Annotated in this window: 24 protein-coding genes; 10 read left to right on the forward strand and 14 right to left on the reverse strand. The window is 58.4% G+C overall.

Annotated features, from left to right (window positions below; all coding sequences use genetic code 11):
• Nucleotides 1-58: 58 nt before the first annotated feature.
• The 3 genes from speB (AC2FID_RS04680) to AC2FID_RS04690 all read right to left on the reverse strand — a co-directional run bounded on the left by speB (AC2FID_RS04680) (nucleotide 59) and on the right by AC2FID_RS04690 (nucleotide 3,213).
• Nucleotides 59-1,006 (reverse strand): agmatinase, encoded by a 948-nt coding sequence (gene speB, locus AC2FID_RS04680; protein ID WP_496835606.1) that lies wholly within the window; start codon nucleotides 1,004-1,006, stop codon nucleotides 59-61.
• A 62-nt stretch (nucleotides 1,007-1,068) separates the two neighbouring features.
• Nucleotides 1,069-2,037, reverse strand: a complete 969-nt coding sequence (speB, locus tag AC2FID_RS04685; RefSeq protein WP_109311697.1) for an agmatinase — start codon at nucleotides 2,035-2,037, stop codon at nucleotides 1,069-1,071.
• A gap of 12 nt (nucleotides 2,038-2,049) precedes the next feature.
• Nucleotides 2,050-3,213: a M20 aminoacylase family protein gene (locus AC2FID_RS04690; RefSeq protein ID WP_496696650.1), complete on the reverse strand. Its 1,164-nt coding sequence runs from the start codon at nucleotides 3,211-3,213 to the stop codon at nucleotides 2,050-2,052.
• A 66-nt stretch (nucleotides 3,214-3,279) separates the two neighbouring features.
• Between AC2FID_RS04690 and mazG the strand changes: the two genes are divergently transcribed.
• The 3 genes from mazG (at nucleotide 3,280) to AC2FID_RS04705 (ending at nucleotide 5,588) form a co-directional block, all read left to right on the forward strand.
• On the forward strand, nucleotides 3,280-4,137 hold the full coding sequence (gene mazG, locus AC2FID_RS04695) for a nucleoside triphosphate pyrophosphohydrolase (RefSeq protein ID WP_496835648.1): 858 nt from the start codon (nucleotides 3,280-3,282) through the stop codon (nucleotides 4,135-4,137).
• Nucleotides 4,138-4,200: 63 nt separating this feature from the next.
• Nucleotides 4,201-5,142, forward strand: a complete 942-nt coding sequence (locus AC2FID_RS04700) for a nucleoside hydrolase (RefSeq protein ID WP_496835607.1) — start codon at nucleotides 4,201-4,203, stop codon at nucleotides 5,140-5,142.
• A complete protein-coding gene (locus AC2FID_RS04705; protein ID WP_058277590.1) occupies nucleotides 5,139-5,588 on the forward strand; it encodes a GNAT family N-acetyltransferase in 450 nt (149 codons plus the stop codon). The genes AC2FID_RS04700 and AC2FID_RS04705 overlap by 4 nt, the downstream gene beginning before the upstream one ends.
• 48 nt (nucleotides 5,589-5,636) lie before the next feature.
• On the opposite strand, the gene AC2FID_RS04710 is transcribed toward AC2FID_RS04705, so the two are convergent.
• The 6 genes from AC2FID_RS04710 to AC2FID_RS04735 all read right to left on the reverse strand — a co-directional run bounded on the left by AC2FID_RS04710 (nucleotide 5,637) and on the right by AC2FID_RS04735 (nucleotide 10,172).
• A complete protein-coding gene (locus tag AC2FID_RS04710; protein ID WP_186437364.1) occupies nucleotides 5,637-5,804 on the reverse strand; it encodes a hypothetical protein in 168 nt (55 codons plus the stop codon).
• Nucleotides 5,805-5,955: 151 nt separating this feature from the next.
• Nucleotides 5,956-6,495, reverse strand: coding sequence for a GNAT family N-acetyltransferase (locus AC2FID_RS04715; protein WP_282118250.1), 540 nt, complete (start codon nucleotides 6,493-6,495; stop codon nucleotides 5,956-5,958).
• Nucleotides 6,496-6,541: 46 nt separating this feature from the next.
• The gene (eno, locus tag AC2FID_RS04720) at nucleotides 6,542-7,819 is read right to left on the reverse strand and encodes a phosphopyruvate hydratase (RefSeq protein WP_496835609.1); all 1,278 of its coding nucleotides are present in this window, start codon (nucleotides 7,817-7,819) and stop codon (nucleotides 6,542-6,544) included.
• Between the two features lie 145 nt (nucleotides 7,820-7,964).
• Nucleotides 7,965-8,846, reverse strand: coding sequence for a DMT family transporter (locus AC2FID_RS04725; protein ID WP_108858409.1), 882 nt, complete (start codon nucleotides 8,844-8,846; stop codon nucleotides 7,965-7,967).
• A 136-nt stretch (nucleotides 8,847-8,982) separates the two neighbouring features.
• Nucleotides 8,983-9,396: a Fur family transcriptional regulator gene (locus tag AC2FID_RS04730; RefSeq protein ID WP_058277587.1), complete on the reverse strand. Its 414-nt coding sequence runs from the start codon at nucleotides 9,394-9,396 to the stop codon at nucleotides 8,983-8,985.
• A 71-nt stretch (nucleotides 9,397-9,467) separates the two neighbouring features.
• Nucleotides 9,468-10,172: an endonuclease/exonuclease/phosphatase family protein gene (locus tag AC2FID_RS04735; RefSeq protein WP_496696660.1), complete on the reverse strand. Its 705-nt coding sequence runs from the start codon at nucleotides 10,170-10,172 to the stop codon at nucleotides 9,468-9,470.
• 14 nt (nucleotides 10,173-10,186) lie between these two features.
• Between AC2FID_RS04735 and AC2FID_RS04740 the strand changes: the two genes are divergently transcribed.
• The 3 genes from AC2FID_RS04740 (at nucleotide 10,187) to AC2FID_RS04750 (ending at nucleotide 12,322) form a co-directional block, all read left to right on the forward strand.
• Nucleotides 10,187-10,369 (forward strand): hypothetical protein, encoded by a 183-nt coding sequence (locus tag AC2FID_RS04740; RefSeq protein WP_496696662.1) that lies wholly within the window; start codon nucleotides 10,187-10,189, stop codon nucleotides 10,367-10,369.
• Nucleotides 10,370-10,377: 8 nt separating this feature from the next.
• Nucleotides 10,378-11,265: a DMT family transporter gene (locus AC2FID_RS04745; RefSeq protein ID WP_496835613.1), complete on the forward strand. Its 888-nt coding sequence runs from the start codon at nucleotides 10,378-10,380 to the stop codon at nucleotides 11,263-11,265.
• A gap of 85 nt (nucleotides 11,266-11,350) precedes the next feature.
• The gene (locus AC2FID_RS04750) at nucleotides 11,351-12,322 is read left to right on the forward strand and encodes a cation efflux transmembrane domain-containing protein (RefSeq protein ID WP_496835615.1); all 972 of its coding nucleotides are present in this window, start codon (nucleotides 11,351-11,353) and stop codon (nucleotides 12,320-12,322) included.
• An 11-nt stretch (nucleotides 12,323-12,333) separates the two neighbouring features.
• Here the strand turns inward: AC2FID_RS04750 and AC2FID_RS04755 are convergent, their stop codons facing one another.
• On the reverse strand, nucleotides 12,334-13,752 hold the full coding sequence (locus tag AC2FID_RS04755; RefSeq protein WP_496835649.1) for a protein adenylyltransferase SelO: 1,419 nt from the start codon (nucleotides 13,750-13,752) through the stop codon (nucleotides 12,334-12,336).
• 85 nt (nucleotides 13,753-13,837) lie between these two features.
• Here AC2FID_RS04755 and AC2FID_RS04760 point away from each other — a divergent pair, with 85 nt between their 5' ends.
• Together AC2FID_RS04760 and AC2FID_RS04765 are read left to right on the forward strand one after the other, a co-directional pair.
• Nucleotides 13,838-14,257 carry a cupin domain-containing protein gene (locus tag AC2FID_RS04760; protein ID WP_058271870.1) on the forward strand — a complete coding sequence of 140 codons (420 nt, stop codon included), beginning with the start codon at nucleotides 13,838-13,840 and terminating at the stop codon, nucleotides 14,255-14,257.
• Nucleotides 14,258-14,260: 3 nt separating this feature from the next.
• Entirely contained in the window at nucleotides 14,261-15,163 is a 903-nt protein-coding gene (locus AC2FID_RS04765; RefSeq protein WP_496835616.1) for a fatty acid desaturase, read from the forward strand.
• A gap of 96 nt (nucleotides 15,164-15,259) precedes the next feature.
• Here AC2FID_RS04765 and AC2FID_RS04770 read toward each other — a convergent pair whose 3' ends face one another.
• The 3 genes from AC2FID_RS04770 to AC2FID_RS04780 all read right to left on the reverse strand — a co-directional run bounded on the left by AC2FID_RS04770 (nucleotide 15,260) and on the right by AC2FID_RS04780 (nucleotide 17,171).
• Nucleotides 15,260-15,652 (reverse strand): VOC family protein, encoded by a 393-nt coding sequence (locus AC2FID_RS04770; protein WP_496835618.1) that lies wholly within the window; start codon nucleotides 15,650-15,652, stop codon nucleotides 15,260-15,262.
• A complete protein-coding gene (locus AC2FID_RS04775; RefSeq protein WP_496835620.1) occupies nucleotides 15,649-15,957 on the reverse strand; it encodes an ArsR/SmtB family transcription factor in 309 nt (102 codons plus the stop codon). Before AC2FID_RS04775 ends, AC2FID_RS04770 begins: the two co-directional genes overlap by 4 nt.
• 155 nt (nucleotides 15,958-16,112) lie before the next feature.
• A complete protein-coding gene (locus tag AC2FID_RS04780; RefSeq protein WP_496835651.1) occupies nucleotides 16,113-17,171 on the reverse strand; it encodes an anhydro-N-acetylmuramic acid kinase in 1,059 nt (352 codons plus the stop codon).
• A 208-nt stretch (nucleotides 17,172-17,379) separates the two neighbouring features.
• Between AC2FID_RS04780 and AC2FID_RS04785 the strand changes: the two genes are divergently transcribed.
• Entirely contained in the window at nucleotides 17,380-18,648 is a 1,269-nt protein-coding gene (locus AC2FID_RS04785; protein WP_496835622.1) for an MFS transporter, read from the forward strand.
• A 91-nt stretch (nucleotides 18,649-18,739) separates the two neighbouring features.
• Nucleotides 18,740-19,993 (forward strand): tyrosine--tRNA ligase, encoded by a 1,254-nt coding sequence (gene tyrS / locus AC2FID_RS04790; protein ID WP_496705289.1) that lies wholly within the window; start codon nucleotides 18,740-18,742, stop codon nucleotides 19,991-19,993.
• Between the two features lie 79 nt (nucleotides 19,994-20,072).
• Here the strand turns inward: tyrS and AC2FID_RS04795 are convergent.
• Nucleotides 20,073-20,498, reverse strand: a 426-nt coding sequence (locus AC2FID_RS04795) for a hypothetical protein (RefSeq protein ID WP_496835624.1), incomplete at its 5' end; no start/stop codon positions are given.

Consider the following 20,498-nt stretch of genomic DNA (forward strand, 5'->3'; position numbering starts at 1 on the left):
GACCAGCCCTTTCGCCGACCATATTCGGATCGCTTTGGCAGACAAGGTGCGAACTCTTTTACCGTGACGTCACGCCTGGCAATATGCACAGCAGTTCAAACAACAGGTTTGCTGCGGTCAGCGCCGTGTTGCCGCTGGGATCATAAGGTGGGGACACTTCGACCAGATCGCATCCGACCACGTTCACGCCTGCCAGCGCATGGATCAGCTGCAGGGCTTGCGGCGTGGTCAGCCCACCAATTTCCGGTGTTCCGGTGCCGGGGGCATATGCTGGGTCCAGGCTGTCAATGTCATAGGTGATGTAGACCGGATGATCTCCAATCGTTTTACGGATTTGCGAGCCTATCTCCGTAAGGTTTTGTTGCCACAGCTCCCACGCCGGGAATTGGCGAAAACCCCAGTCCCTGGCTTCGTTGAAGTCACTGGCGGCGTAACCAGAACCGCGAATGCCAATCTGGAATGTCTTGTCCGGAACAATGAGCCCTTCCTCATAAGCCCGCCGGAAGACGGTGCCGTGGGTCTCACGCTCACCAAACATCTCATCATTTACATCGGCATGGGCATCCACGTGGACCAGCGCCACCGGTCCGTGCTTGGCGGCAATGGCGCGCAGGATCGGCAACGTGATCGAATGATCACCTCCCATCGCAACCGGGATAACCGCCTGATCGAGAATGGAAACATAGCTTTCCTTGATGATCTTCAGGCTTTCGGCCAGCGAAAAGGTATTGATCGCCAGATCGCCGATATCCGCAATCTGTAAGCTATCGAATGGAGCTGCGGAATTGGCCATGTTATAAGGCCGGATCATCGCGCTTTCGCTGCGGATCTGTTTCGGCCCGAACCGTGTACCTGACCTCCAAGAGGTGCCGATATCCATCGGGATGCCCAGCACGGCCACATCCAACCCGGCCAGCGAGTCAGCCTGCGGCAACCGCATGAATGTATTCGGCCCAGAAAACCGCGCCAGATCATTGCCGCTGATCGGTTGGTTAAAGTCTGTCATGCCCGTATTTCTCCCGTCCGGCTTTTGGTTAATCAGATACCGGAAAGATGGCTAACCAAAGGTTAATCCTGCACCAGCTTGTTCCACCCCAGCAGGCAAATGATCTGAGTCGCCACATGAGCACCTGCAATGGCCGTGGCACCTGACGTGTCGTAGGGCGGCGACACTTCGACCACGTCCCCGCCTTTGATGTTAATCCCGGCAATGTCGCGCAGGATGATCTGCGCCTGAATGGAACTCAATCCGCCCCAAACGGGCGTGCCGGTGCCGGGGGCAAAGGCCGGGTCCAGGCCGTCGATGTCAAAGCTCAGATAGACCGGGCTGTCGCCCAAAATACCTTTGATTTTTTTCGCCACTGCGGCGGGGCCGGATTCGTAGACTTCGCGCGCGTCGATGATGTTGACGCCCAGAGTATCCTCGTTGGTCGTGCGGATACCAACCTGAACCGAGCGTTTCGGGTCCACGATGCCGGATTTCACCGCCTTGTAGAACATCGTCCCGTGATCCACGCGGGACATGTCGTCATCGGCCCAAGTGTCGGTATGCGCATCGAATTGCAGCAGAGACATCGGCCCGTATTTCTCGGCATAGGCCTTGAGGATCGGGAAGCTGATATAGTGGTCCCCGCCTAATGTGACCGAAGACACATCAACGGCCAAAATAGTGCGGATGTGGTCGGTCAACGTATCGGGAAAGGCTGGGATATTGGCATAGTCATAAGCCATGTCTCCATAATCCACGATTGCCAGTTCGCTGAGCGCATCGAAGGGCCAGCCGTAGGGCGCATCGGGCGATTGCAAAGCGCTGGCCTCGCGGATTGCGCGGGGGCCAAGTCGGGTGCCGGGTCGGTTCGTCACGGCCTGATCAAAGGGCACACCGGTCACGGCGATATCCACGCCTTTCAAGTCCTTGGTATAGAGACGGCGCAGGAACGATGTCGCGCCGCCAAAGGTATTTTCGTAGGACAGCCCTTTGAGATCAGGATTGGTGAATGCCTCGTCCACCTGGTTCTTTGCGTCTTCCAGTGCCATGTCTTCCCCCCGTCAGCCCAGCGGCTGCGCCTTTTCGACGATCCGTGCAAAGAACGAAGCGCCAACCGGCGCGATCTCGTCGTTGAAGTTGTATTTCGGATGATGCAACCCGGCGCTCTCGCCCTGCCCCAGAAACAGATAAGCACCGGGGCGCGATTGCAGCATGTACGAGAAATCCTCGGCCCCCATCTCGCGTCCCATGTTGCCCACCACACGCTCGGCCCCGGACACGTCGCGGGCCACCTCGGCGGCAAATCCGGCCTTTTCGCCATCATTGATCGTGGCCGGGTAGTTCTTCTCGTAATCCAGCCGCGCCTCGACTCCGTATGAGGTCGCCTGCCCTTGTACGATTTGCTCCATACGCTCGATCACCATCTGCTGAACGTTTGGATCGAAGGTTCGGACAGTGCCGTTGATGAAAGCCGTATCGGGGATCACGTTGTTCACTGTCCCGGTGTGGATTTGCGTGACCGAGACAACCAGGTCGTCCAGCGCATAGTTGTTGCGGCTGACGATAGTCTGAATGGCCTGCGCAATGCCGCAGGCCGCCATCACCGGGTCGCGGGCTTCATGCGGCATGGCACCGTGACCACCAACGCCCTGAATATGAACCTCGAACGTATCCACCGCCGCCATGATCGGCCCCGGAGTGGTGTGAAACGCGCCAACGGGCAGGTTTGGCGCATTGTGCAGAGCGTAGACCTGAGAAATATCGAACCGATCCATGATGCCTTCTTCGACCATCACGCCCGCACCGCCGCCTTCTTCTTCGGCTGGCTGAAAGATCAGCGCGACACGGCCGCGAAAATTCCGTGTCTCGGCCAGATAGCGCGCCGCGCCAAGCAGCATCGTGGTGTGCCCGTCATGACCGCAGGCGTGCATCTTGCCCGGATTGGTCGAGGCGTAGTCGACGCCCGTTTCCTCAGGGATCGGTAGCGCGTCCATATCGGCCCGCAGACCAATCGTAGGCCCCTCGCCCCGCCCGTTGATGATCGCGACGATCCCGGTCTTGGCAATACCTTCGTGCAGCTCGTCCACTCCGAATTCGCGCAGACGGTCCGCTACGAACGCTGCCGTTTCATGGCACTCGAACTCCAACTCGGGGATTGAATGCAAGTGTTTGCGCCATGCGGCCATATCGGCTGAGTAATCGGCAATTCGGTTGACGACGGGCATCTGGGGTGGACTCCTGATCGGGACTGCGGAATGGATGCATCTGACACCGGAACGAAAGGGTTCGCAATGGCCGAAAATCCTCTGATCCACGACAGCGATGCAGGTATCGAGCGCCTGTTGGAAATCATGCGCCGTCTGCGTGACCCGCAAACGGGCTGCCCGTGGGATATCGAACAGGATTTTACCACCATCGCCCCCTACACGATCGAAGAGGCCTATGAGGTCGCTGATGCCATCGAGCGCGAAGCCTATGATGAGCTGAAAGGCGAGCTGGGCGACCTGCTGTTCCAGTCGGTTTTTCACGCACAAATGGCCGAAGAAGCCGGGCATTTCACCTTTCAGGACGTGGTGCGGACCATGTCGGACAAGATGGTCGACCGTCACCCGCATGTATTTGGCGATGAATCCCGCGATAAATCAGCGGACCAGCAGACCGTGGATTGGGAAACCATCAAGGCGGCTGAGCGCGCCGGCAAGGAACAGAAAGGGGCGCTGGACGGTGTCGCGGCCAACCTGCCTGCCCTGTTGCGCGCGCACAAACTGCAGAAACGCGCGGCCCGCGTAGGGTTTGACTGGCCCGATGCCAGCCATGTGTTGGCCAAGATCACGGAAGAGGCTGCAGAGCTGGAGGAAGCGCGCAATGCTAAGGACGCAGACGCGCTGGAGGATGAATTTGGCGATCTTCTGTTCGTGATGGTCAATCTGGGCCGTCATCTGGGCATCGAACCCGAGGCCGCCCTGCGCCGCACCAATGCCAAGTTTACCCGCCGGTTCGAGCAAGTAGAAGCGCGGCTGGCTGCGCGCGGTAAAACACCATCTCAAAGCGATCTCGAAGAAATGGATGCGCTGTGGGACGAGGCCAAAATTGAAGAGCACCGCGCCAATGGCAAACTCCCGCCGGTAGGTGCGACGACCGAGGTCTGAAACCGCTGGACAAGCGTGGTGACACTTGCGAGTGTCCGCGCTTCAATACCCCGGAGGCAAAGCATGGCACCGCGCAAGATCATCATCGACACCGATCCCGGGCAGGACGACGCAGTCGCCATCTTGCTGGCATTGGCAAGCCCGGAAGAGATTGATGTTCTGGGCATTACCGCCGTTGCCGGGAACGTGCCACTGGAACTGACGGCTAAGAATGCGAGGATCGTCTGTGAACTGGCCGGCCACTCGCATATCCCTGTTTATGCCGGGTGTGACCGCCCGCTAAACCGCCCTCTGGTCACCGCGGAACATGTGCACGGCAAGACCGGCCTCGACGGTCCCGTCCTGCCAGATCCGGAAATGCCGCTGGCTGACGGGCACGCGGTCGACTTCATCATCGACACCCTGCGCGCACATGAGCCTGGAACCGTCACACTTTGCCCGCTTGGCCCGCTGACGAATATCGCATCCGCCTTTCAAAAAGCGCCTGATATTGTTGATCGGGTCCAGGAAATCGTTCTGATGGGCGGTGCGTATTTTGAGGTCGGCAACATCACCCCAGCGGCGGAATTCAACATCTACGTCGATCCTGAAGCTGCTGATATTGTGTTTAAATCCGGCGTTCATGTCGTCGTTATGCCGCTAGACGTGACCCACGATGCGCTGGTCACGAAGCACCGCAATGACGCCTTCCGCGCGCTCGACAGTAAAGTCGGTCATGCCGTGGCCGAGATGACGGATTTCTTCGAACGTTTCGATATAGAGAAATACGGCTCGGAAGGCGCGCCGCTGCACGACCCGTGCGTGACCGCCTATCTGATCCGGCCGGAGCTGTTCACGGGCCGGCACATCAACGTACAGATCGAAACGCAGTCCGAACTGACGATGGGTATGACCGTCGCTGATTGGTGGCGCGTGACAGACCATCCGCCCAATGCGATGTTCATTGGGGAAATCGACGCTGAAGGTTTCTTTGCCCTGCTGACCGAACGGCTGGCCCGGCTATGAGCGCCGCACTTCGCCTCGCGCGCCCCGAAGATCTGGACCGCCTGATGGGCCTGGTGACCGCGTTCCACACCGAAGCCGGGATCGCGCAGGACATGGACCAGACCCGCAATGCGCTGACCCCCTTGCTAGAGGGTATTCCCCACGGTTGCGTCTACCTGATCGGTCCAGGACGTGCGCCGCTGGGCTATGCCATCCTGACGTTCGGCTGGTCGGTCGAGTTCGGCGGCATGGACGGATTCATAGACGAAATCTACATCCGCCCGGCCGTGCGCGGCCGTGGCATCGCCACCGAAGTGCTGCTTGACCTGCCCAAAGCCCTGGCCGAGGCTGGCCTGACCGCCCTTCACCTGGAAGTCGATCGCACGAACGAGGCCGCGCATAAGCTGTACTTGCGCACCGGCTTCAAACCGCGCGATCGCTATGTCTTGATGAGCCGAAAGCTCTAAATCGGTCAGATACTTACGGGCGTCGCCGCCCGTCCCCCCGTGAAGGCCCTACCGGGCTTCACCGCGATACATGTATGACGGCGTTTCCATACCCAGAACCGGGTCACTTGCGGACACCGCTTCCCCGGTGATCGGATAAGTGCCAGGCCCCGCACAGGCTGCCAAAAATACAGTGCTGATCACTGAAGCTACGAGAAGGATTTTCGAACCAGTCATGTCGTTTCCCTTTCTGTAATGCAGGCACATTACGAGACACCGGGGTCAGACAAATAGGTAAAAGTTCACACAAAATTGAATTTATGTAGGTGTATTTCTAGCAAGTTTGATTTTTACAAGCGATAACAACGCGTAAGACTTTGAAAAAAAATCACTCAATTTGCGAGTTTTCTGCCTGAGCACCGGGCAAAGGCATCTCAAAAAACAACAACGTGTCTTTCGCGATCTCCGGAATCTCGGAATATGCGTCGCGCAGTTGGAAGCCCATCGACAGGTACAGACGCGTTGCCGATACCAATGGTTTGCCCGTGTCCATGCGAATGCAGTCAAACCCCTGTTCACGGCACTGTTCAATCAAGGACATCATGACCGCATACCCTGCCCCCGTCCCTCGGGCGGCGTCATTTACAAACACCCGTTTTATTTCGGCAATGCCCGGCCCGATTGTCCGGAACATTCCGCACCCGACGGCATGTCCATCCTTTAGTACCAGCCGCACACCACCGCCCGGTGGGGCGTGTTCGACTTCGATCTCGTCCATCAGCCGGGCATAAACGTCGCGGGGATAAAAGGTCTTTACGACGCGCACGGACTTGGCGTCCAACGTCAGCAGGAAGTCGCGATATTCCCAACACAAACGCCGAACCTCATCAAAGTGGTCCGGCGTTTCAGCTTCGATAACTTTAAGCAAAACACGATCCTCGAAAAACACGAGGATCAGTCTAGCATTATTGACCTCAGTTGCGAAGGATCGACGCGCCTGCGTATTCCGCAACTTCACCCAGCGATTCCTCGATGCGGATCAGCTGGTTGTACTTGGCCAACCGGTCCGACCGCGCCAGCGAGCCGGTTTTGATCTGACCGCAATTGGTCGCAACCGCCAGATCGGCAATGGTCGCATCCTCGGTTTCGCCCGAGCGGTGCGACATCACGTTGGTATACCGTGCACGGTGCGCCATATCGACGGCACGAAGTGTTTCAGTCAGCGATCCGATCTGGTTCACCTTGACCAGCATCGAGTTGGCACAGCCGCGCTTGATCCCTTCGGCCAGACGCACGGGGTTGGTCACGAACAGGTCGTCGCCCACCAGCTGCACCTTGTCGCCAATCATGTCGGTCAGAGCTTTCCAGCCGTCCCAGTCATCTTCGGACATGCCATCTTCGATGGAAATGATCGGATAGTCATTGACCAAAGCCGCCAGGTAAGCCGCATTCTCGTCCGAGCTCAGAGAGATCCCCTCGCCCGCCAGCACGTATTTGCCGTCTTTGAAGTATTCGGTTGCGGCACAATCCAGCGCAAGGTGGATTTCCTCGCCCGGTTTGTAGCCCGCTTTTTCGATGGACTTCAGGATGAAATCCAGCGCCTCACGGGTGGACGCAATGCTCGGGGCAAACCCACCTTCGTCACCGATACCAGTGTTCAGACCAGCGGCGGACAGTTCTTTCTTCAGCGTGTGGAACACTTCCGAGCCCATGCGCACGGCTTCACGGATATTCGCGGCCGAGGTCGGCATGATCATGAATTCCTGAATGTCGATCGGGTTGTCGGCATGTTCGCCGCCGTTGATGATGTTCATCATCGGTACTGGCAAAACGCGGGCCGACGTACCGCCGACGTAGCGATATAGAGGTTGCGTGGTGAAATCTGCCGCAGCCTTGGCTGTGGCCAGCGAGACGCCCAGAATGGCGTTTGCGCCCAGACGGCTCTTGTTCTCGGTCCCGTCCAGTTCGATCATTGCGCCGTCGATGGCGACCTGCTCGGTCGCGTCATAGCCGACCAGTTCTTCGGCGATCTCACCGTTCACAGCGGCGACAGCTTCAAGCACGCCTTTGCCCATATAGCGCGATTTGTCACCGTCACGCTTTTCCACTGCTTCATACGCACCGGTTGACGCACCCGAAGGCACAGCGGCGCGGCCCATGGTGCCGTCTTCCAGAATCACGTCCACTTCGACGGTTGGGTTGCCCCGGCTGTCCAGGATTTCGCGTGCGTGGATGTCGATGATGGTACTCATGAGGCCCGTCCCTGTGGCTGCATTTGGTTGCATGCCTCATAACATCACCGAGCCAAAAGTAAACCAGCGATGTTACCGCTAACGGTTATGTTCATGGGGATTTAGGGCTAATAGCCACGTGTTTGCGCCAACGTGCGACGATCCGTCAGGCCGCAACCGCCATTGCACGCGCCAGCCGGCGTTCGCGAACAAAGGTGTACATGCCCGATCCGAGGATCAACGCGGCACCGGCCACCGTCATCAAATCAGGCCGTTCGCCAAACATCAGCATCCCTGCCGCGATGGAAAACACGAGCCGGCTGTACCGGAAAGGTGTCAGGGCCGAGGCCTCACCGATCCGCATAGCCGTCACGATGCCGTAATATCCCAGGACGCCAAAGCCGATTGCCCCCAGATACGGACCTACTTGCGTGGATTGCAGTGGAACAACTGGCTGAGCCAGAAACACCATCAGAACCACCCCGGCAAGGGCAACGGCCATGTAGGCCTGCATGGCAACAACGGACGAGGCCACACGGACGTCCAGCTTACGTGTGATCAAATCACGCGCGGCGATCGCAATTACGGTCGCGACAACGAACAGCGACTCGGGCTGAAACCCTTCCAAACCCGGGCGAATAATCATCAAGACACCAATAAAGCCTATTCCGATGGCGCTCCAACGTCGCCAACCGACCTGCTCGCCCAAAAACAGTGCCGCCCCCATAGTCACGGCCAGCGGCATCGCCTGAAAGACGGCAGCAACGGTGGACAGCTCGACCAGAGATAGCGCGGTAACAAAGGTCAGGGCTCCTACCGCCTCGGTCCCTGCCCGCGCCAGCGGCAGACCTTTCCACGCCTCCGGATCAAAGATGCGTTTACGCGTGGCCAATGACATCAGTACGAACACCAGCCCGCAGACCAGACCCAAAGCGATCATGATCTGACCCGTAGGTACAGTGATCGACAGATGCTTGATGAACATGTCCTCAAGTGCGAAGGCCGCCATCGATCCGATGATCAGCAAGATGCCGTGTACGTTGTTCATACGCGTGTCCGTTGAGATGGCGCGGGAAATTCCGCGACCTTAAGTCAGCAAAACCGTATCATCCGCGACGCCGCAAGCGATATTGCGACATGTTTCATGAATTGCCGTGCGGCAACCAATCGCGTTTCGTGATGGATCAGCCCTGTTTCAGCGGCACGCCGTACAGTTCCAACCGATGCCCTTTCAGCTTGTACCCAAGCTTGGCTGCGATCTTTTCCTGCAGGGCCTCGATCTCGGGATCGACAAATTCGATCACTTCCCCCGACTGCATGTCGATCAGATGGTCGTGGTGGTCCCTCTCGGCATCCTCATAGCGGGCGCGCCCATCACCGAATTCCAACCGCTCAAGAATCCCTGCCTCTTCGAAAAGCTTCACGGTGCGATAGACCGTGGCGATCGAGATACCCGAATCCACCTTAGAGGCGCGCGCATACAGCTCTTCTACATCCGGATGGTCATCACTTTGCTGCAACACCTGAGCAATTGTGCGGCGCTGACCCGTCATGCGGAGACCTTTGGCTTCGCAACGGGCGATGATCGTGTCGGACATAGTGACCCTCAGAGTAGTTCGGGTTTCTGTCTTAATACGTCTGCGCCGCTGGCGCCACAGGGGATTTGCGCCTAAGCGACCTTGCGAAGATCAGCCCAGATCGGCAGGTGATCTGATGCGATATGCGCAGGCCGCGCTTTGTGGACGCCATGTACAACGGCCTCAAGCCCAGCGCCCAGCGCGATCCGATCCAGTGCCCCCAGAGGCTGTGCAGCGGGGAAACTGGGAACCGGGGGCAAAAATCGCATGTCGGGTGCAAGATGATCGAGCACCGGCTGGCGCGACCACTCGTTGAAATCTCCGGCCCAAACGGTAGGCATTTGATCCAGATCCTCATCGCAGCGCCGGAGTTGATGAATCTGCTGCCGCCGAGATGCGGGCAAAAGACCCAGATGCATCCCCATCACCCGAAGCGGCCCGATCTGGGTGTCGAACTCGACCCGAACTGCACCGCGAGGTTCCAGCCCGGGCAAATCATGGTGACCGGTCGTGCGCACGTCAATTTTGTCACCGCGCCAGATGACCGCGTTGCCGTGCCAGCCCAAGCTGCCTGCGCCCCCCAGATCAACAATCTGCCAACCGGCTTCATCCAACATGAAATGCGGTAAGGCGGCGGGTCGCGGCGGCAGCCTTTTGTCGGCCTCTTGCAGCACCACAATATCAGCCTGCATGCCTTCAATGACCTGCATTATGCGCTGAGGCTGGCGGCGAAAATCCAAGCCCACGCATTTCTGGATGTTATAGCTTGCAATCCGCAGGGTTGATTGAGGCGACATAAGGTTCCGATCAAATGGACGAACCCCAAAGTGCCACGCTGGTGGCCGGGCGCAACCCCAGTCTTCTGCAGGAGTGGCAAATAAGAGCTTTTCGCGCTGCCAAAGTGCCCAATATTCTAGCAGGCGGCGCGATCAGGAATGCTGCGCTTGATCAACAGGGTGCCGATACACTATCTCCGTGGAACGCGTCCAATTGAGGCCTGAAGTGGTTTCCAGCAACACACTCTCGAACAACCGCAACTGGGCAAGCATTGTCCTAGTAATCGGTGGCATGATGTGGGGTCTCTATTGGATCCCCGTTCGGTTTTTCTATGATCTGGGCCTGACCGGGCCCTGGCCGGGTATTGCGATGTATAGCGTTGCGCTGCTGGGGCTGGTTCCCTTTATCTGGAAAGAGAGAGGGACGCTGGCCCTGCAATGGCGCGATCTGGTGTTCAGCGGTATGTTCACCGGCGCGGCCTTCAGTCTTTATTCCATCAGCCTTGTCTATACGGATGTGGTGCGGTCGATCCTGTTATTCTACCTCACCCCGATCTGGGGCACGGTTCTGGGCCGGGTGTTTCTGGGTGAACGCCTGAATTTGGGGCGGCTTGCGGGCCTTGCCTGCGGTGTCGGTGGTCTATTCGTCGTGCTGGGCGACTCGGGTGGTATCCCGCTGCCCCAAAACAGCGGCGACTGGATGGCGTTGGCCTCGGGCATGTGCTGGGCGCTGGGTACGTTGGGGCTGTACCGAACCAGTACGATCTCAGCCTCGGGTCAGGTCTTTGCCTTTGTCGCAGGCGCGCTGATCCTTTCCCTGGTCAGCCTCGCGGTCCTGCCCGAACCTGTGTTGCCGACAATTGTGCAGGCGGATCTTCTTTGGACCCTTCAATTTGTGCTGCTGTCGGCCTTCTACACCTTACCCATGGTGTTCATGACAATCTGGCCCGCAACCAAACTGTCCCCTGCCCGCGTCGGTATCCTGCTGATGAGCGAGGTTGTCGTCGGCTTGGCCTCGGCCGCCGCGTTCTCGGGCGAGCCGTTCGGGTTGCGCGAGCTGTTGGGCGCCATCCTGATCGTCAGCGCTGCTGTGCTTGAAATCGTGCGGGACTAGGACAACCCGCCATAGCAGGTGTTGGCCTATCCCCTTCGAACGGGTATCTGTTGCGGAGTTTGATGCCCTATCAGGACGTTACCAGATGTCGATGCCAAATGCAGAACGCAGAAAGCAGCTTGAGGGGCGCGCGCTCATCATTGCCATGGGCGGCAACCTGTTCATGGGCGCGGCTGGTATACTGGCCGGGATTTTGTCGAACTCCAATGCGATCATGATGGACGGGCTGTATTCGCTGGTCGGCTTTGGATCGGCATTCCTTGGCCGCCGTATCAGTTTGAAGATTGATGCAGGCCCCGACAAGCGACGCCCGTTTGGCTATGCAGCGGATGAGGCGATCTTTTCCACCTTCCGCTCTTTGTCTCTGTTAGGACTGGTGCTGTTCGCCATCTCGAACGCGACTAAAAACATCTACAGCTACTACAACGGCATGATGCCTGAACCGCTGATATTCGGACCGATGTTCATCTACTTCGCTGCCATCGGCCTGACCTGCGTTTTGCTGTGGGCGTTTCACTATTTCACTTGGCGGAAGACCGGGAAGGCCAGTGCAATCCTGCGGTTGGAATCCAAAGCAGCACTGTTCGATGGTCTATTCACGGCTGCCGCAGCAATTGGCCTTGGGGCAATCTACCTGTTCCGGGATGGGGCCCTATCGGCGATCGCACCCGTCGGCGACTCGATCATCGTACTGTTCCTGTGCGTTCTGGCCATCGGATCATACCTACGCGACTTCCGTGGTGGGTTGGGTGAGCTGGCAAACGCCACCGCAAGCCCCGACCTGCTTGCTGCTGCACGTCGGGCTTTGCGCCCGGCAATCGCAGAGGACGGTGGCGCATTGCGGGACATGTCAGTAACCAAGCAAGGTCGGACCATTTTGATCACCGTCTACTACAACCCCCTGCGCGCGATCACCGCCGAAGAGGTCGACACCCTGAACCTGCGCATGGTCCGCGATGCGCGCAGGGCAATCGACGGGGCGGATGTCTACCTGATGATCTCGCAATACGCCCGCCGTTGGCCGGATGAGATCAATCCCTATCGTGACGAGGTCTGAGCGCCGGAACTTCAGGTTCCACAGAACGTCGCATGGACAACTTCGGTCTCTGATGGCGGGCGTTTCAGATCATCTGCATCGGGCTGCTCCTCATAAGGTCGCGCCAGAACAGTGTTCAGCCTTTGGAACGGCTCGTAATCGCCCTGAACGGCCGACTGTATCATTTGTTCAACCCGGTGATTGCGCGGAATGAAAGCCGGGTTTGCGGCGGACATTACGGTGGATGGGTCCTGCTCACGCCCTAGACGCGCGGTCCACCCTTCGGACCATTCGTCGTACGCCGCAGGATTGGTGAACTGATCACGTGCGGCATCACTGCCCAGCGCCCGGAAGGTGTTGGTGAAGTCCGCTTGGTTCTGCGCCATGCGCGTCAGCAGATCCGAGATCAGTTCCAGATCGCCCTCTTCCTCGTTCATCAACCCGATCTTGGCCCGGAACCTTTTCAGCCAGTTCTGCTGCAGCAAATCCGGCATGGCGTGTACTATCCCGGTCGCCTCTTCGACGGCGGCGCCCTTGTCTTCCATCTGCTGGATCAGTGCCGTCGCCAGTTGCGCTACGTTCCAAACGGCGATGTCGGGCTGGTTGGAATAGGCATAGCGCCCCATCCGGTCGATCGAACTGTAGACCGTGTTCGGATGATAGCTGTCCATGAAAGCGCAGGGCCCATAATCGATGGTCTCACCCGCGATTGAGCAATTGTCGGTGTTCATCACACCGTGGATGAACCCCACACTCATCCATGCTGCGATCAATTGCGATTGCGCCTCGACCACCGCGCGCAGCAGGCCCATCGGACCATTCGCGTCAGGATAGTGGCGGTCTATTGCGTATTCCGTCAGGCGGCGCAGGCTGTCCAGCTGTCCGCGCGCTGCAAAAACCTGAAATGTACCGACCCTCAGATGACTTTGCGCCACGCGGGTCAGCACCGCGCCGGGCATCGGCCCTTCGCGCAGAACGATCTCGCCGGTCTCAACCGCCGCCAGTGCGCGGGTCGACGGGATGCCCAGCGCATGCATTGCCTCGGACACCACGTATTCCCGCAACACCGGTCCCAGCCATGCGCGGCCATCCCCCTGACGGCTGAACGGCGTTGGACCGGACCCTTTGAGCTGGATATCCCGGCGGAGGCCATCTGTTCCGATCGTTTCGCCCAGCAGAACAGCGCGGCCGTCGCCAAGCTGCGGGTTATAATTGCCGAACTGATGTCCCGAATAAAGCTGCGCAATCGGCTCTGCGCCTTCGGGCAGCGTGTTGCCAGCGAAGGCTTCAGCCATCTCCTCTACCTCCCCCGGTGTGACCTTCAACACCTTCGCCAATTCCGAGTTGAATGCGATCAGGCGTGGGGCACGCACAGGTATAGGTGCCTGCCGCGCATAAAAGCTGTTGGGAAGGCGAGCGTAGCTGTTGTCAAACTGGATCGTCAGGGTCATGCGGCAAACATATTCCTTGCGGACACGAATACCATAGCGGATCGCACCTTCCCGTGCATAATCATCGCAAAAGACAAGAGGCCCCATGACCGCTCAAGAGATCATCGACCACCTGAAACTGGAACAACACCCGGAGGGCGGCTGGTTTCGCGAAACCTGGCGCGCGGATAACGCAGGCCGCGCCACCGGGACCTGCATCTATTTCCTATTGGCTGCTGGTGAAAGCAGCCACTGGCACCGCGTGGACGCCACCGAAATCTGGCTCTACCACTCTGGTGCTCCGCTGATCCTGTCTCTGAGCGCTACGGATGACGGTCCAGCCACCGATCACATCCTGGGCCCAGACCTTTCAAAGGGCGCACCGCAACTAATCGTGCCCGAAAACCACTGGCAGGCGGCGCGCACCACCGGAGACTATACGTTGGTCAGTTGCACTGTTTCGCCCGGGTTCCAGTTTGACGGTTTCGAACTGGCCGAGCCAGGGTTCGACATAGCGCGTGGATGATGCATGGATCACCGCGCCCTCATAGCGTCGCTGCCACCTGAGGCCAAAGATCAGCTACAACGGCGCTCGGACACAGCAGGTCTGCGGCACCTTCTGGGCTACCTGGTGTTACTGTCCGCTACCAGCGCGGGTATCGCGTGGCGGGTCCCTCTCTGGCCGCTCCTGATCCTGCCGCAGGGTGTCCTGCTGGTGTTTCTGTTCACGCTTAGCCATGAATGCACCCATAAGACCCCGTTCAAGACCGGCTGGCTGAACGACGCTGTCGGACATCTTGCTTCAGTTCCAATCGCCCTGCCCTTTACGTGGTTTCGGTATTTTCACCTTGCGCACCACAAATGGACGAACCACCCGGAGAAAGACCCCGAGCTTGGCGGCAAGCCACGACCGCAGGACCGGCTGAGCCTGCTGATCTACCTGTCCGGCTGGCCCTTTTGGAAAGGCATGGCACTTGTCCTGTATCAAAACGCCTTTGGTAACATCGACGCCCCGTACCTACCGGCGCGCCAACACGCCGCCATGCGGGCTGAGGCACGTCTGCTGCTGATACTCTACGCGGTCGCAGCCCTAAGCCTGTTCCTGTCGCCGCTGCTCCTCTGGCTTTGGATTTTACCCGTTCTGCTGGGGCAACCATTCCTGCGCCTCTACCTACTGGCGGAACACGGCCTGTGCCCGCCAGTCGCCAACATGCTCGCGAACTCGCGCACCACGTTCACCAACCGGATCGTGCGTTTTGTGGCATGGAACATGCCCTACCACGCCGAACACCACGCCTTTCCGAATGTGCCCTTCCACCAGTTGCCTGCATTGCACGGCTGGACGCGGGAACATTTGAAGTCGACTTCGGACGGATACTCGCAGTTTACAAGTAATTATGTACGAAGCGTGAAGCGCCAATCATTCAGCTAGTTGGTTACGGATTGGCTGCATTGAGCCCGAAGCGGCCGATGCTGCGCATAGACCGAACGGTAGCTTTCGGTACGTCCGGCCAAGGAATAGGTTTGTTTAGGCGTCTTTCATCTGGATCAACTGGATCAGGTTGCCACAGGTGTCATCAAAAACAGCCATGTGAACTGCGCCGGCATCCATTGGTTCGGTGGTAAACTCCACTCCTCGGTCGGTCAGCTTCTTCCACTCGGAATCGAGGTCTTGCACCTGAAATGAATGTGCCGCGATTCCATCGGCAACGATAGCTTCCTTGAACGGGCTCGTGGCGGGGTGGTCGCTTGGTTCAAGCAGCAGCTCTGTTCCATCTGGGTCTTCTTCTGAAACAACCGTCAGCCAACGATTAGTGCCCAGTGGAATATTGTGTTTCACTTTGAAGCCGAGCACTTCGGTATAGAATTTTTCGGCCTTGTCTTGGTCGTCAACAAAGACACTGGTGACATAAATTTTCATGTCTTAGTTCCTTTCGGTTTGTATTTTGTAAGCCACGATGCCGCCACGATGTCGCCTTTGCTTACGCTCAAAGAATGCGCCTTCGTTCGCCCCTTCCATTCGACCTCGATCAATCCCGCCTTCTCTAAGACAGCAAGATGCTGGGAGACCGTCTGTCGGGACAAAGCGATTCCATCCTCTGCAACCGAAGCCGCGCATACCTCGAATAACGATTGAGCTGGCCTTTTGCTCAGATGGTCGATGATGCGACGACGTGTGCTGTCTGAAAGAGCTTTGAAGATTAAGTCTAGCTGGTCATCTGTCATAGGTCCTATATGCAGTAAGATTACTACATGTAAAGTGCAGTAATTTTACTGCATAACGACTGAAGTAGAAAAGCGGACGTTTCAGGCTGGTAAACGAACGACGGAAAAGTCCTCAAAGCGAAGTCCGGGCAATCAACTTTTAACCCATCGCCCCATTACGCAACCGAACTCACAACCCCACCACCGACCAGCGCCTTCACGCCTGTCGTCCCCGGACACGACGTCGGCAGCCTGCGGGCGACGCGTGCCGCCAGATAGGCGAAGGCCTGCGCCTCGAGCATGTCGCCGTCCAGATCCACGGCCTCAACCGGTTCGACCGGACAATCCAGCGCGACGCGCAGCATCTCCATCAATACCGGATTGTGCCGCCCGCCCCCGGTGACCAGCAAGCGTGCTGGCGGTTTGGGACAATGCTCCATCCCCTGCACCACCCCCGCGGCACACATGCCCGTCAGAGTAGCCACAGCGTCTGCATCGCTGAGCTCTTGCACCAGTTTGATCATCTCGGAAAAGTCGTTCCGGTCCAGTGATTTCGGCGGCATACGGGTGAAAAAAGGTTCGGACAGAAACAGCTCGAGTGCGCCCATCTCGACGGTTCCGCCGCGCGCGACGGCTCCGTCGCGATCCATCGGCAGGCCCAGACGCGCCTGCATCAGATCATCGACCGGTGCATTCGCGGGACCAGTGTCAAACGCCAGCAACGCGCCCGGGGCTTCGGGGCCATCGTAACTGGGGTCCACATAGGTCAGGTTCCCGACACCGCCGAGGTTCAAAAAGCAAAGCGGTTGGGTTGCTTCGATCCACTTGGCGCAAGCGAAGTGAAAGAAGGGCGCCAGCGGAGCGCCTTCGCCGCCCATCGCCACATCATCGCTGCGGAAATCCCAGACGACCGGCACGCCTAATGCCTGAGCCAGCCCTTTCCCGTCGCCCACCTGCAACGTCCCACGCCCACTTGGTTCATGAGCGAGAGTTTGACCGTGCACACCGATCAGGTCGACCTCATCGAATTCAGACAGCGCCTCGGCATGGGCCAGGGTAACAAGCTCTGCCGCGGCATCCACGTCCGGCCCGTGCCACTGCCCTAAAGCGGCGCGCAGAACCGCACGCTCCTCATCGGAGTAGGCACGATACCCACTTGGACCAAATCCCAAAATCCGGTGCCCGTCCGTTTCGACGACCGCGGCATCCACCCCATCCATCGATGTGCCGGACATCGCGCCCAAAACCCTGATCGCACCTGTTCGTTTGATGGCCCGCCCCACGCGTATCTCTCCTGCCGAACTCCGTGGTACCGTCATGGTTGATCGGTACAGTCTGTTTAACCTGCCCGTTCAGCTAAACCCAAGGCAAGCCAGATCATACGAGGGTCGCGCTTTTTCCCGACAATTTGGTATAAGGAACACAAATCAGTTTTAGGTACATATGGCAGACACATACTCGCAGAAACAACCATCCGAAGGCCGGAACTATTTCCTGATCTTCTGGTCCGGTGCTCTGGCCACGATCGGAGGGCAGTTGATCAACCCAAATCTGGTGCTGCCGTTCCTGTATCTGGCTCTGGGCGCGCCAACGTTTTTTGCAGGAATGCTTCTGCCCTTTGTCACCGGATCGCGCCTGGTTGCCGAGATCTTTGTCGCACCTTTCATTAACCGGGCAACCCGCGCCAAGCTGGCCGTCTACGCACCGAACCTTTTGACGGCCGCAGTATTGGCGGCGGTGGCCCTGTTTTCAACAAAACTGCCCAATGTGATGATCGTACTGCTGTTCCTGACCACCGCGATGGTCCTGGGATTGTGCCAGGGGATCACCAGCCTTGGAACCAGCCAGATCTACGGCATCTCCGTTCCCGAAGCGAAACGAAACCGGATGGTGTTTGCGCAAGCCACCATCTCGGGCGTTTTGGCCATCATCGTCGTTCTGATCACGCGCGACCTGCTGTCCGGGGACCAACCGATGCAGCGCCACATCGTCGTTCTGTGGTGCGGCGTGATTGCCATGTTTGCTGCAGGTGTTGCCTTTGCAGGGGTGCGACTGCTTGAGGATGAACAGCGCGCGCCATTGCCGGAGCCGAAGAAAAAGCCCAAGCCCCTGGCCGAGTTGGCGACCGGATTCAAAACCGGCATGGCCTATCCCTGGTATCGCAAGTTTCTTTCGGCCCGACTGATCTTTGTATCGGTCGAACTGGCGATGCCCTTCTACACAATCCATGCTGCGACGCTGCATATGGGGACCAAGCATTCGCTCAGCTATTTTGTCATAGGGGCCAGCCTTGGAATGGTAATCGGTTCGCTTTTGTGGGGATGGCTCAGCGATCGTGTCTCGGTCAAACCTGTGATGTGGCTGGGGTGCATGATCGCCGCAATCTCGGCTCTGATGGCGCTTGGCTTTACGTTCCTCGGCTACGCTCAGAACGTCTGGGTCTACGCGCTGGTGATCCTGCTGCTATCGCTGGGCGGGAATGGGGTGATCTATGGGCGCTACCTGTATCTCATTCAGATGAGCGTTGAAAAAGAGCGCCCCTACCTGGTTGCACTAGGGGATGTCAGCGCTGGCCTCGTTGGAATTGTTTTTGCTGCGATCCTTGGCGCAGTCGCACATCTGCATGATCCGATCACGCCGATTGTTGTCCTTGTGGTGTTGAATACAATCGCAATGTTCTATGCCTTCCGCCTGCCCCCGGTCAAAAGCTGACACAGCCCGCGTTTTCTTGGAAATGGTGCCTTTTCCTTACCCAAAGCGCCGCCTATACAGTGCCCCGCAACATAAACCCAAAGGGCACGATATGACCTACCACCCCAAATCGGATTTCATCGCCACGATGATCGAGCGCGGCTTTCTCGCCGACTGCACCGATTATCAGGGCCTTGACGAGGCGCTGATCAGTGGGTGCAAACCGGCATATATCGGCTTTGATGCGACGGCCAAGTCGTTGCATGTGGGCAGCCTGATCCAGATCATGATGCTGCGCTGGTTCCAGAAAACCGGACACCAGCCAATCACTCTGATGGGCGGCGGCACCACCAAGGTGGGCGACCCGTCGTTCCGCGCGGATGAACGCCCCCTGCTGGGTCCCGAACAGATCGACGAAAACATTGCGGGCATCAAAAAGGTGTTCTCGGCCTATATCGATTATGACAGCGATGCCGAAAACAAGGCGCTGATGCTGAACAATGCCGAATGGCTTGATGGCCTGAACTACCTCGATTTCCTACGCGATATTGGACGCCATTTCTCGGTCAACCGGATGCTGGCGTTTGAATCGGTGAAATCACGGTTGGATCGCGAGCAATCGTTGAGCTTCCTTGAGTTCAACTACATGATCCTGCAGGCCTATGATTTCCTTGAGCTGAACCGCCGTTACGGCTGCGTCCTGCAGATGGGCGGCTCGGATCAGTGGGGCAACATCGTCAACGGTATCGACCTGACGCGTCGCGTGCTGGATCATGAGATCTACGGCCTGACTTCGCCGCTTCTGACCACCAGCGACGGCAAGAAGATGGGCAAGTCGCAGGACGGTGCGGTCTGGCTGAACGCCGAGATGCGCTCGCCTTACGAATTCTGGCAGTTCTGGCGGAACACGACCGACGCGGATGTTGGCCGTTTCCTAAAGCTTTACACCGAAATGCCGGTGGATGAGTGTGACCGACTGGGCGCGCTGCAAGGGTCCGAGATCAACGAGGCCAAGATCCGCCTCGCCAACGAAGTCACCGCCCTGCTGCACGGAACTGAGGCTGCGGCCAACGCCGAGGCCACGGCCCGTGAAGTGTTCGAAAAAGGCGGTGTTGGGGGCGATCTTCCGACCCTGACCCTCAGCGCGGCTGAATTGGGCGACGGCATGTCCATCGTACAGGTCATCGTGAAATCGGGTCTGGCAAAGTCCGGTAAAGAGGCCAAACGCCTGATCGCAGAAAACGGTGCGAAACTGGATGACGCACCGCTAACTGATGCCGGGCTGATGATCGACGCGGGCGCATTGTCGTCGCCGATCAAGTTGAGCGCTGGTAAAAAGCGCCACGCACTGGTTCAGCTAGGCTAGGCCACTCAATAGTTCAGAAAAACAAAGGCCACCCAGTTGGGTGGCCTTTTTCCTTTGGCTGGCGCCAAAACGCCTGTTGTTAGCGCTCTTCCTTACCGCCGCCATTGCTGCCGCCGTTGCCAGAACCACCGCCGCCGTGACCTTGACCGTTATTGCTGCCGCCGTTGCCGGTTCCGGGGCCAGATCCGCCGTTGTTTCCGCCGCCGTTACCGGAGTTACCAGCGTTGCCGTTCCCGTTTCCGGGCCCACCGTTGCTGCCGCCATTTCCGTTGCCGCCACCGTGGCCACCGCCGTTGCTACCACCGTTTCCGGAGCCGCCGCCGCCGTTGCCAGAGCCGCCACCCTGACCATTATTGCCACCACCGTTTCCAGTTCCGGGTCCAGATCCGCCGTTGTTGCCACCGCCGTTACCCGGGTTGCCGGCATTGCCGTTGCCATTGCCGGGGCCATTTCCGCCGCCGTTGCCGCCGCCATTACCGCCGCCGTTGCCGCCGCCATTTCCGCC

It is taken from the genome of Ruegeria sp. CDSC068, from assembly GCF_059610545.1.

Bases quoted from the DNA above. Each gene is read 5' to 3' on its own strand.
- AC2FID_RS04765 (WP_496835616.1), top strand. From the start codon at position 14,261: ATGGATCACCGCGCCCTCATAGCGTCGCTGCCACCTGAGGCCAAAGAT.
- AC2FID_RS04740 (WP_496696662.1), top strand. From the start codon at position 10,187: ATGGACGAACCCCAAAGTGCCACGCTGGTGGCCGGGCGCAACCCCAGT.
- speB (WP_496835606.1), bottom strand. From the start codon at position 1,006: ATGACAGACTTTAACCAACCGATCAGCGGCAATGATCTGGCGCGGTTT.
- speB (WP_109311697.1), bottom strand. From the start codon at position 2,037: ATGGCACTGGAAGACGCAAAGAACCAGGTGGACGAGGCATTCACCAAT.
- AC2FID_RS04760 (WP_058271870.1), top strand. From the start codon at position 13,838: ATGACCGCTCAAGAGATCATCGACCACCTGAAACTGGAACAACACCCG.
- AC2FID_RS04785 (WP_496835622.1), top strand. From the start codon at position 17,380: ATGGCAGACACATACTCGCAGAAACAACCATCCGAAGGCCGGAACTAT.
- AC2FID_RS04750 (WP_496835615.1), top strand. From the start codon at position 11,351: ATGTCGATGCCAAATGCAGAACGCAGAAAGCAGCTTGAGGGGCGCGCG.
- AC2FID_RS04755 (WP_496835649.1), bottom strand. From the start codon at position 13,752: ATGACCCTGACGATCCAGTTTGACAACAGCTACGCTCGCCTTCCCAAC.
- tyrS (WP_496705289.1), top strand. From the start codon at position 18,740: ATGACCTACCACCCCAAATCGGATTTCATCGCCACGATGATCGAGCGC.
- eno (WP_496835609.1), bottom strand. From the start codon at position 7,819: ATGAGTACCATCATCGACATCCACGCACGCGAAATCCTGGACAGCCGG.
- AC2FID_RS04710 (WP_186437364.1), bottom strand. From the start codon at position 5,804: ATGACTGGTTCGAAAATCCTTCTCGTAGCTTCAGTGATCAGCACTGTA.
- AC2FID_RS04730 (WP_058277587.1), bottom strand. From the start codon at position 9,396: ATGTCCGACACGATCATCGCCCGTTGCGAAGCCAAAGGTCTCCGCATG.
- AC2FID_RS04780 (WP_496835651.1), bottom strand. From the start codon at position 17,171: ATGTCCGGCACATCGATGGATGGGGTGGATGCCGCGGTCGTCGAAACG.
- AC2FID_RS04770 (WP_496835618.1), bottom strand. From the start codon at position 15,652: ATGAAAATTTATGTCACCAGTGTCTTTGTTGACGACCAAGACAAGGCC.
- AC2FID_RS04735 (WP_496696660.1), bottom strand. From the start codon at position 10,172: ATGTCGCCTCAATCAACCCTGCGGATTGCAAGCTATAACATCCAGAAA.
- mazG (WP_496835648.1), top strand. From the start codon at position 3,280: ATGGCCGAAAATCCTCTGATCCACGACAGCGATGCAGGTATCGAGCGC.
- AC2FID_RS04705 (WP_058277590.1), top strand. From the start codon at position 5,139: ATGAGCGCCGCACTTCGCCTCGCGCGCCCCGAAGATCTGGACCGCCTG.
- AC2FID_RS04690 (WP_496696650.1), bottom strand. From the start codon at position 3,213: ATGCCCGTCGTCAACCGAATTGCCGATTACTCAGCCGATATGGCCGCA.
- AC2FID_RS04725 (WP_108858409.1), bottom strand. From the start codon at position 8,846: ATGAACAACGTACACGGCATCTTGCTGATCATCGGATCGATGGCGGCC.
- AC2FID_RS04775 (WP_496835620.1), bottom strand. From the start codon at position 15,957: ATGACAGATGACCAGCTAGACTTAATCTTCAAAGCTCTTTCAGACAGC.
- AC2FID_RS04700 (WP_496835607.1), top strand. From the start codon at position 4,201: ATGGCACCGCGCAAGATCATCATCGACACCGATCCCGGGCAGGACGAC.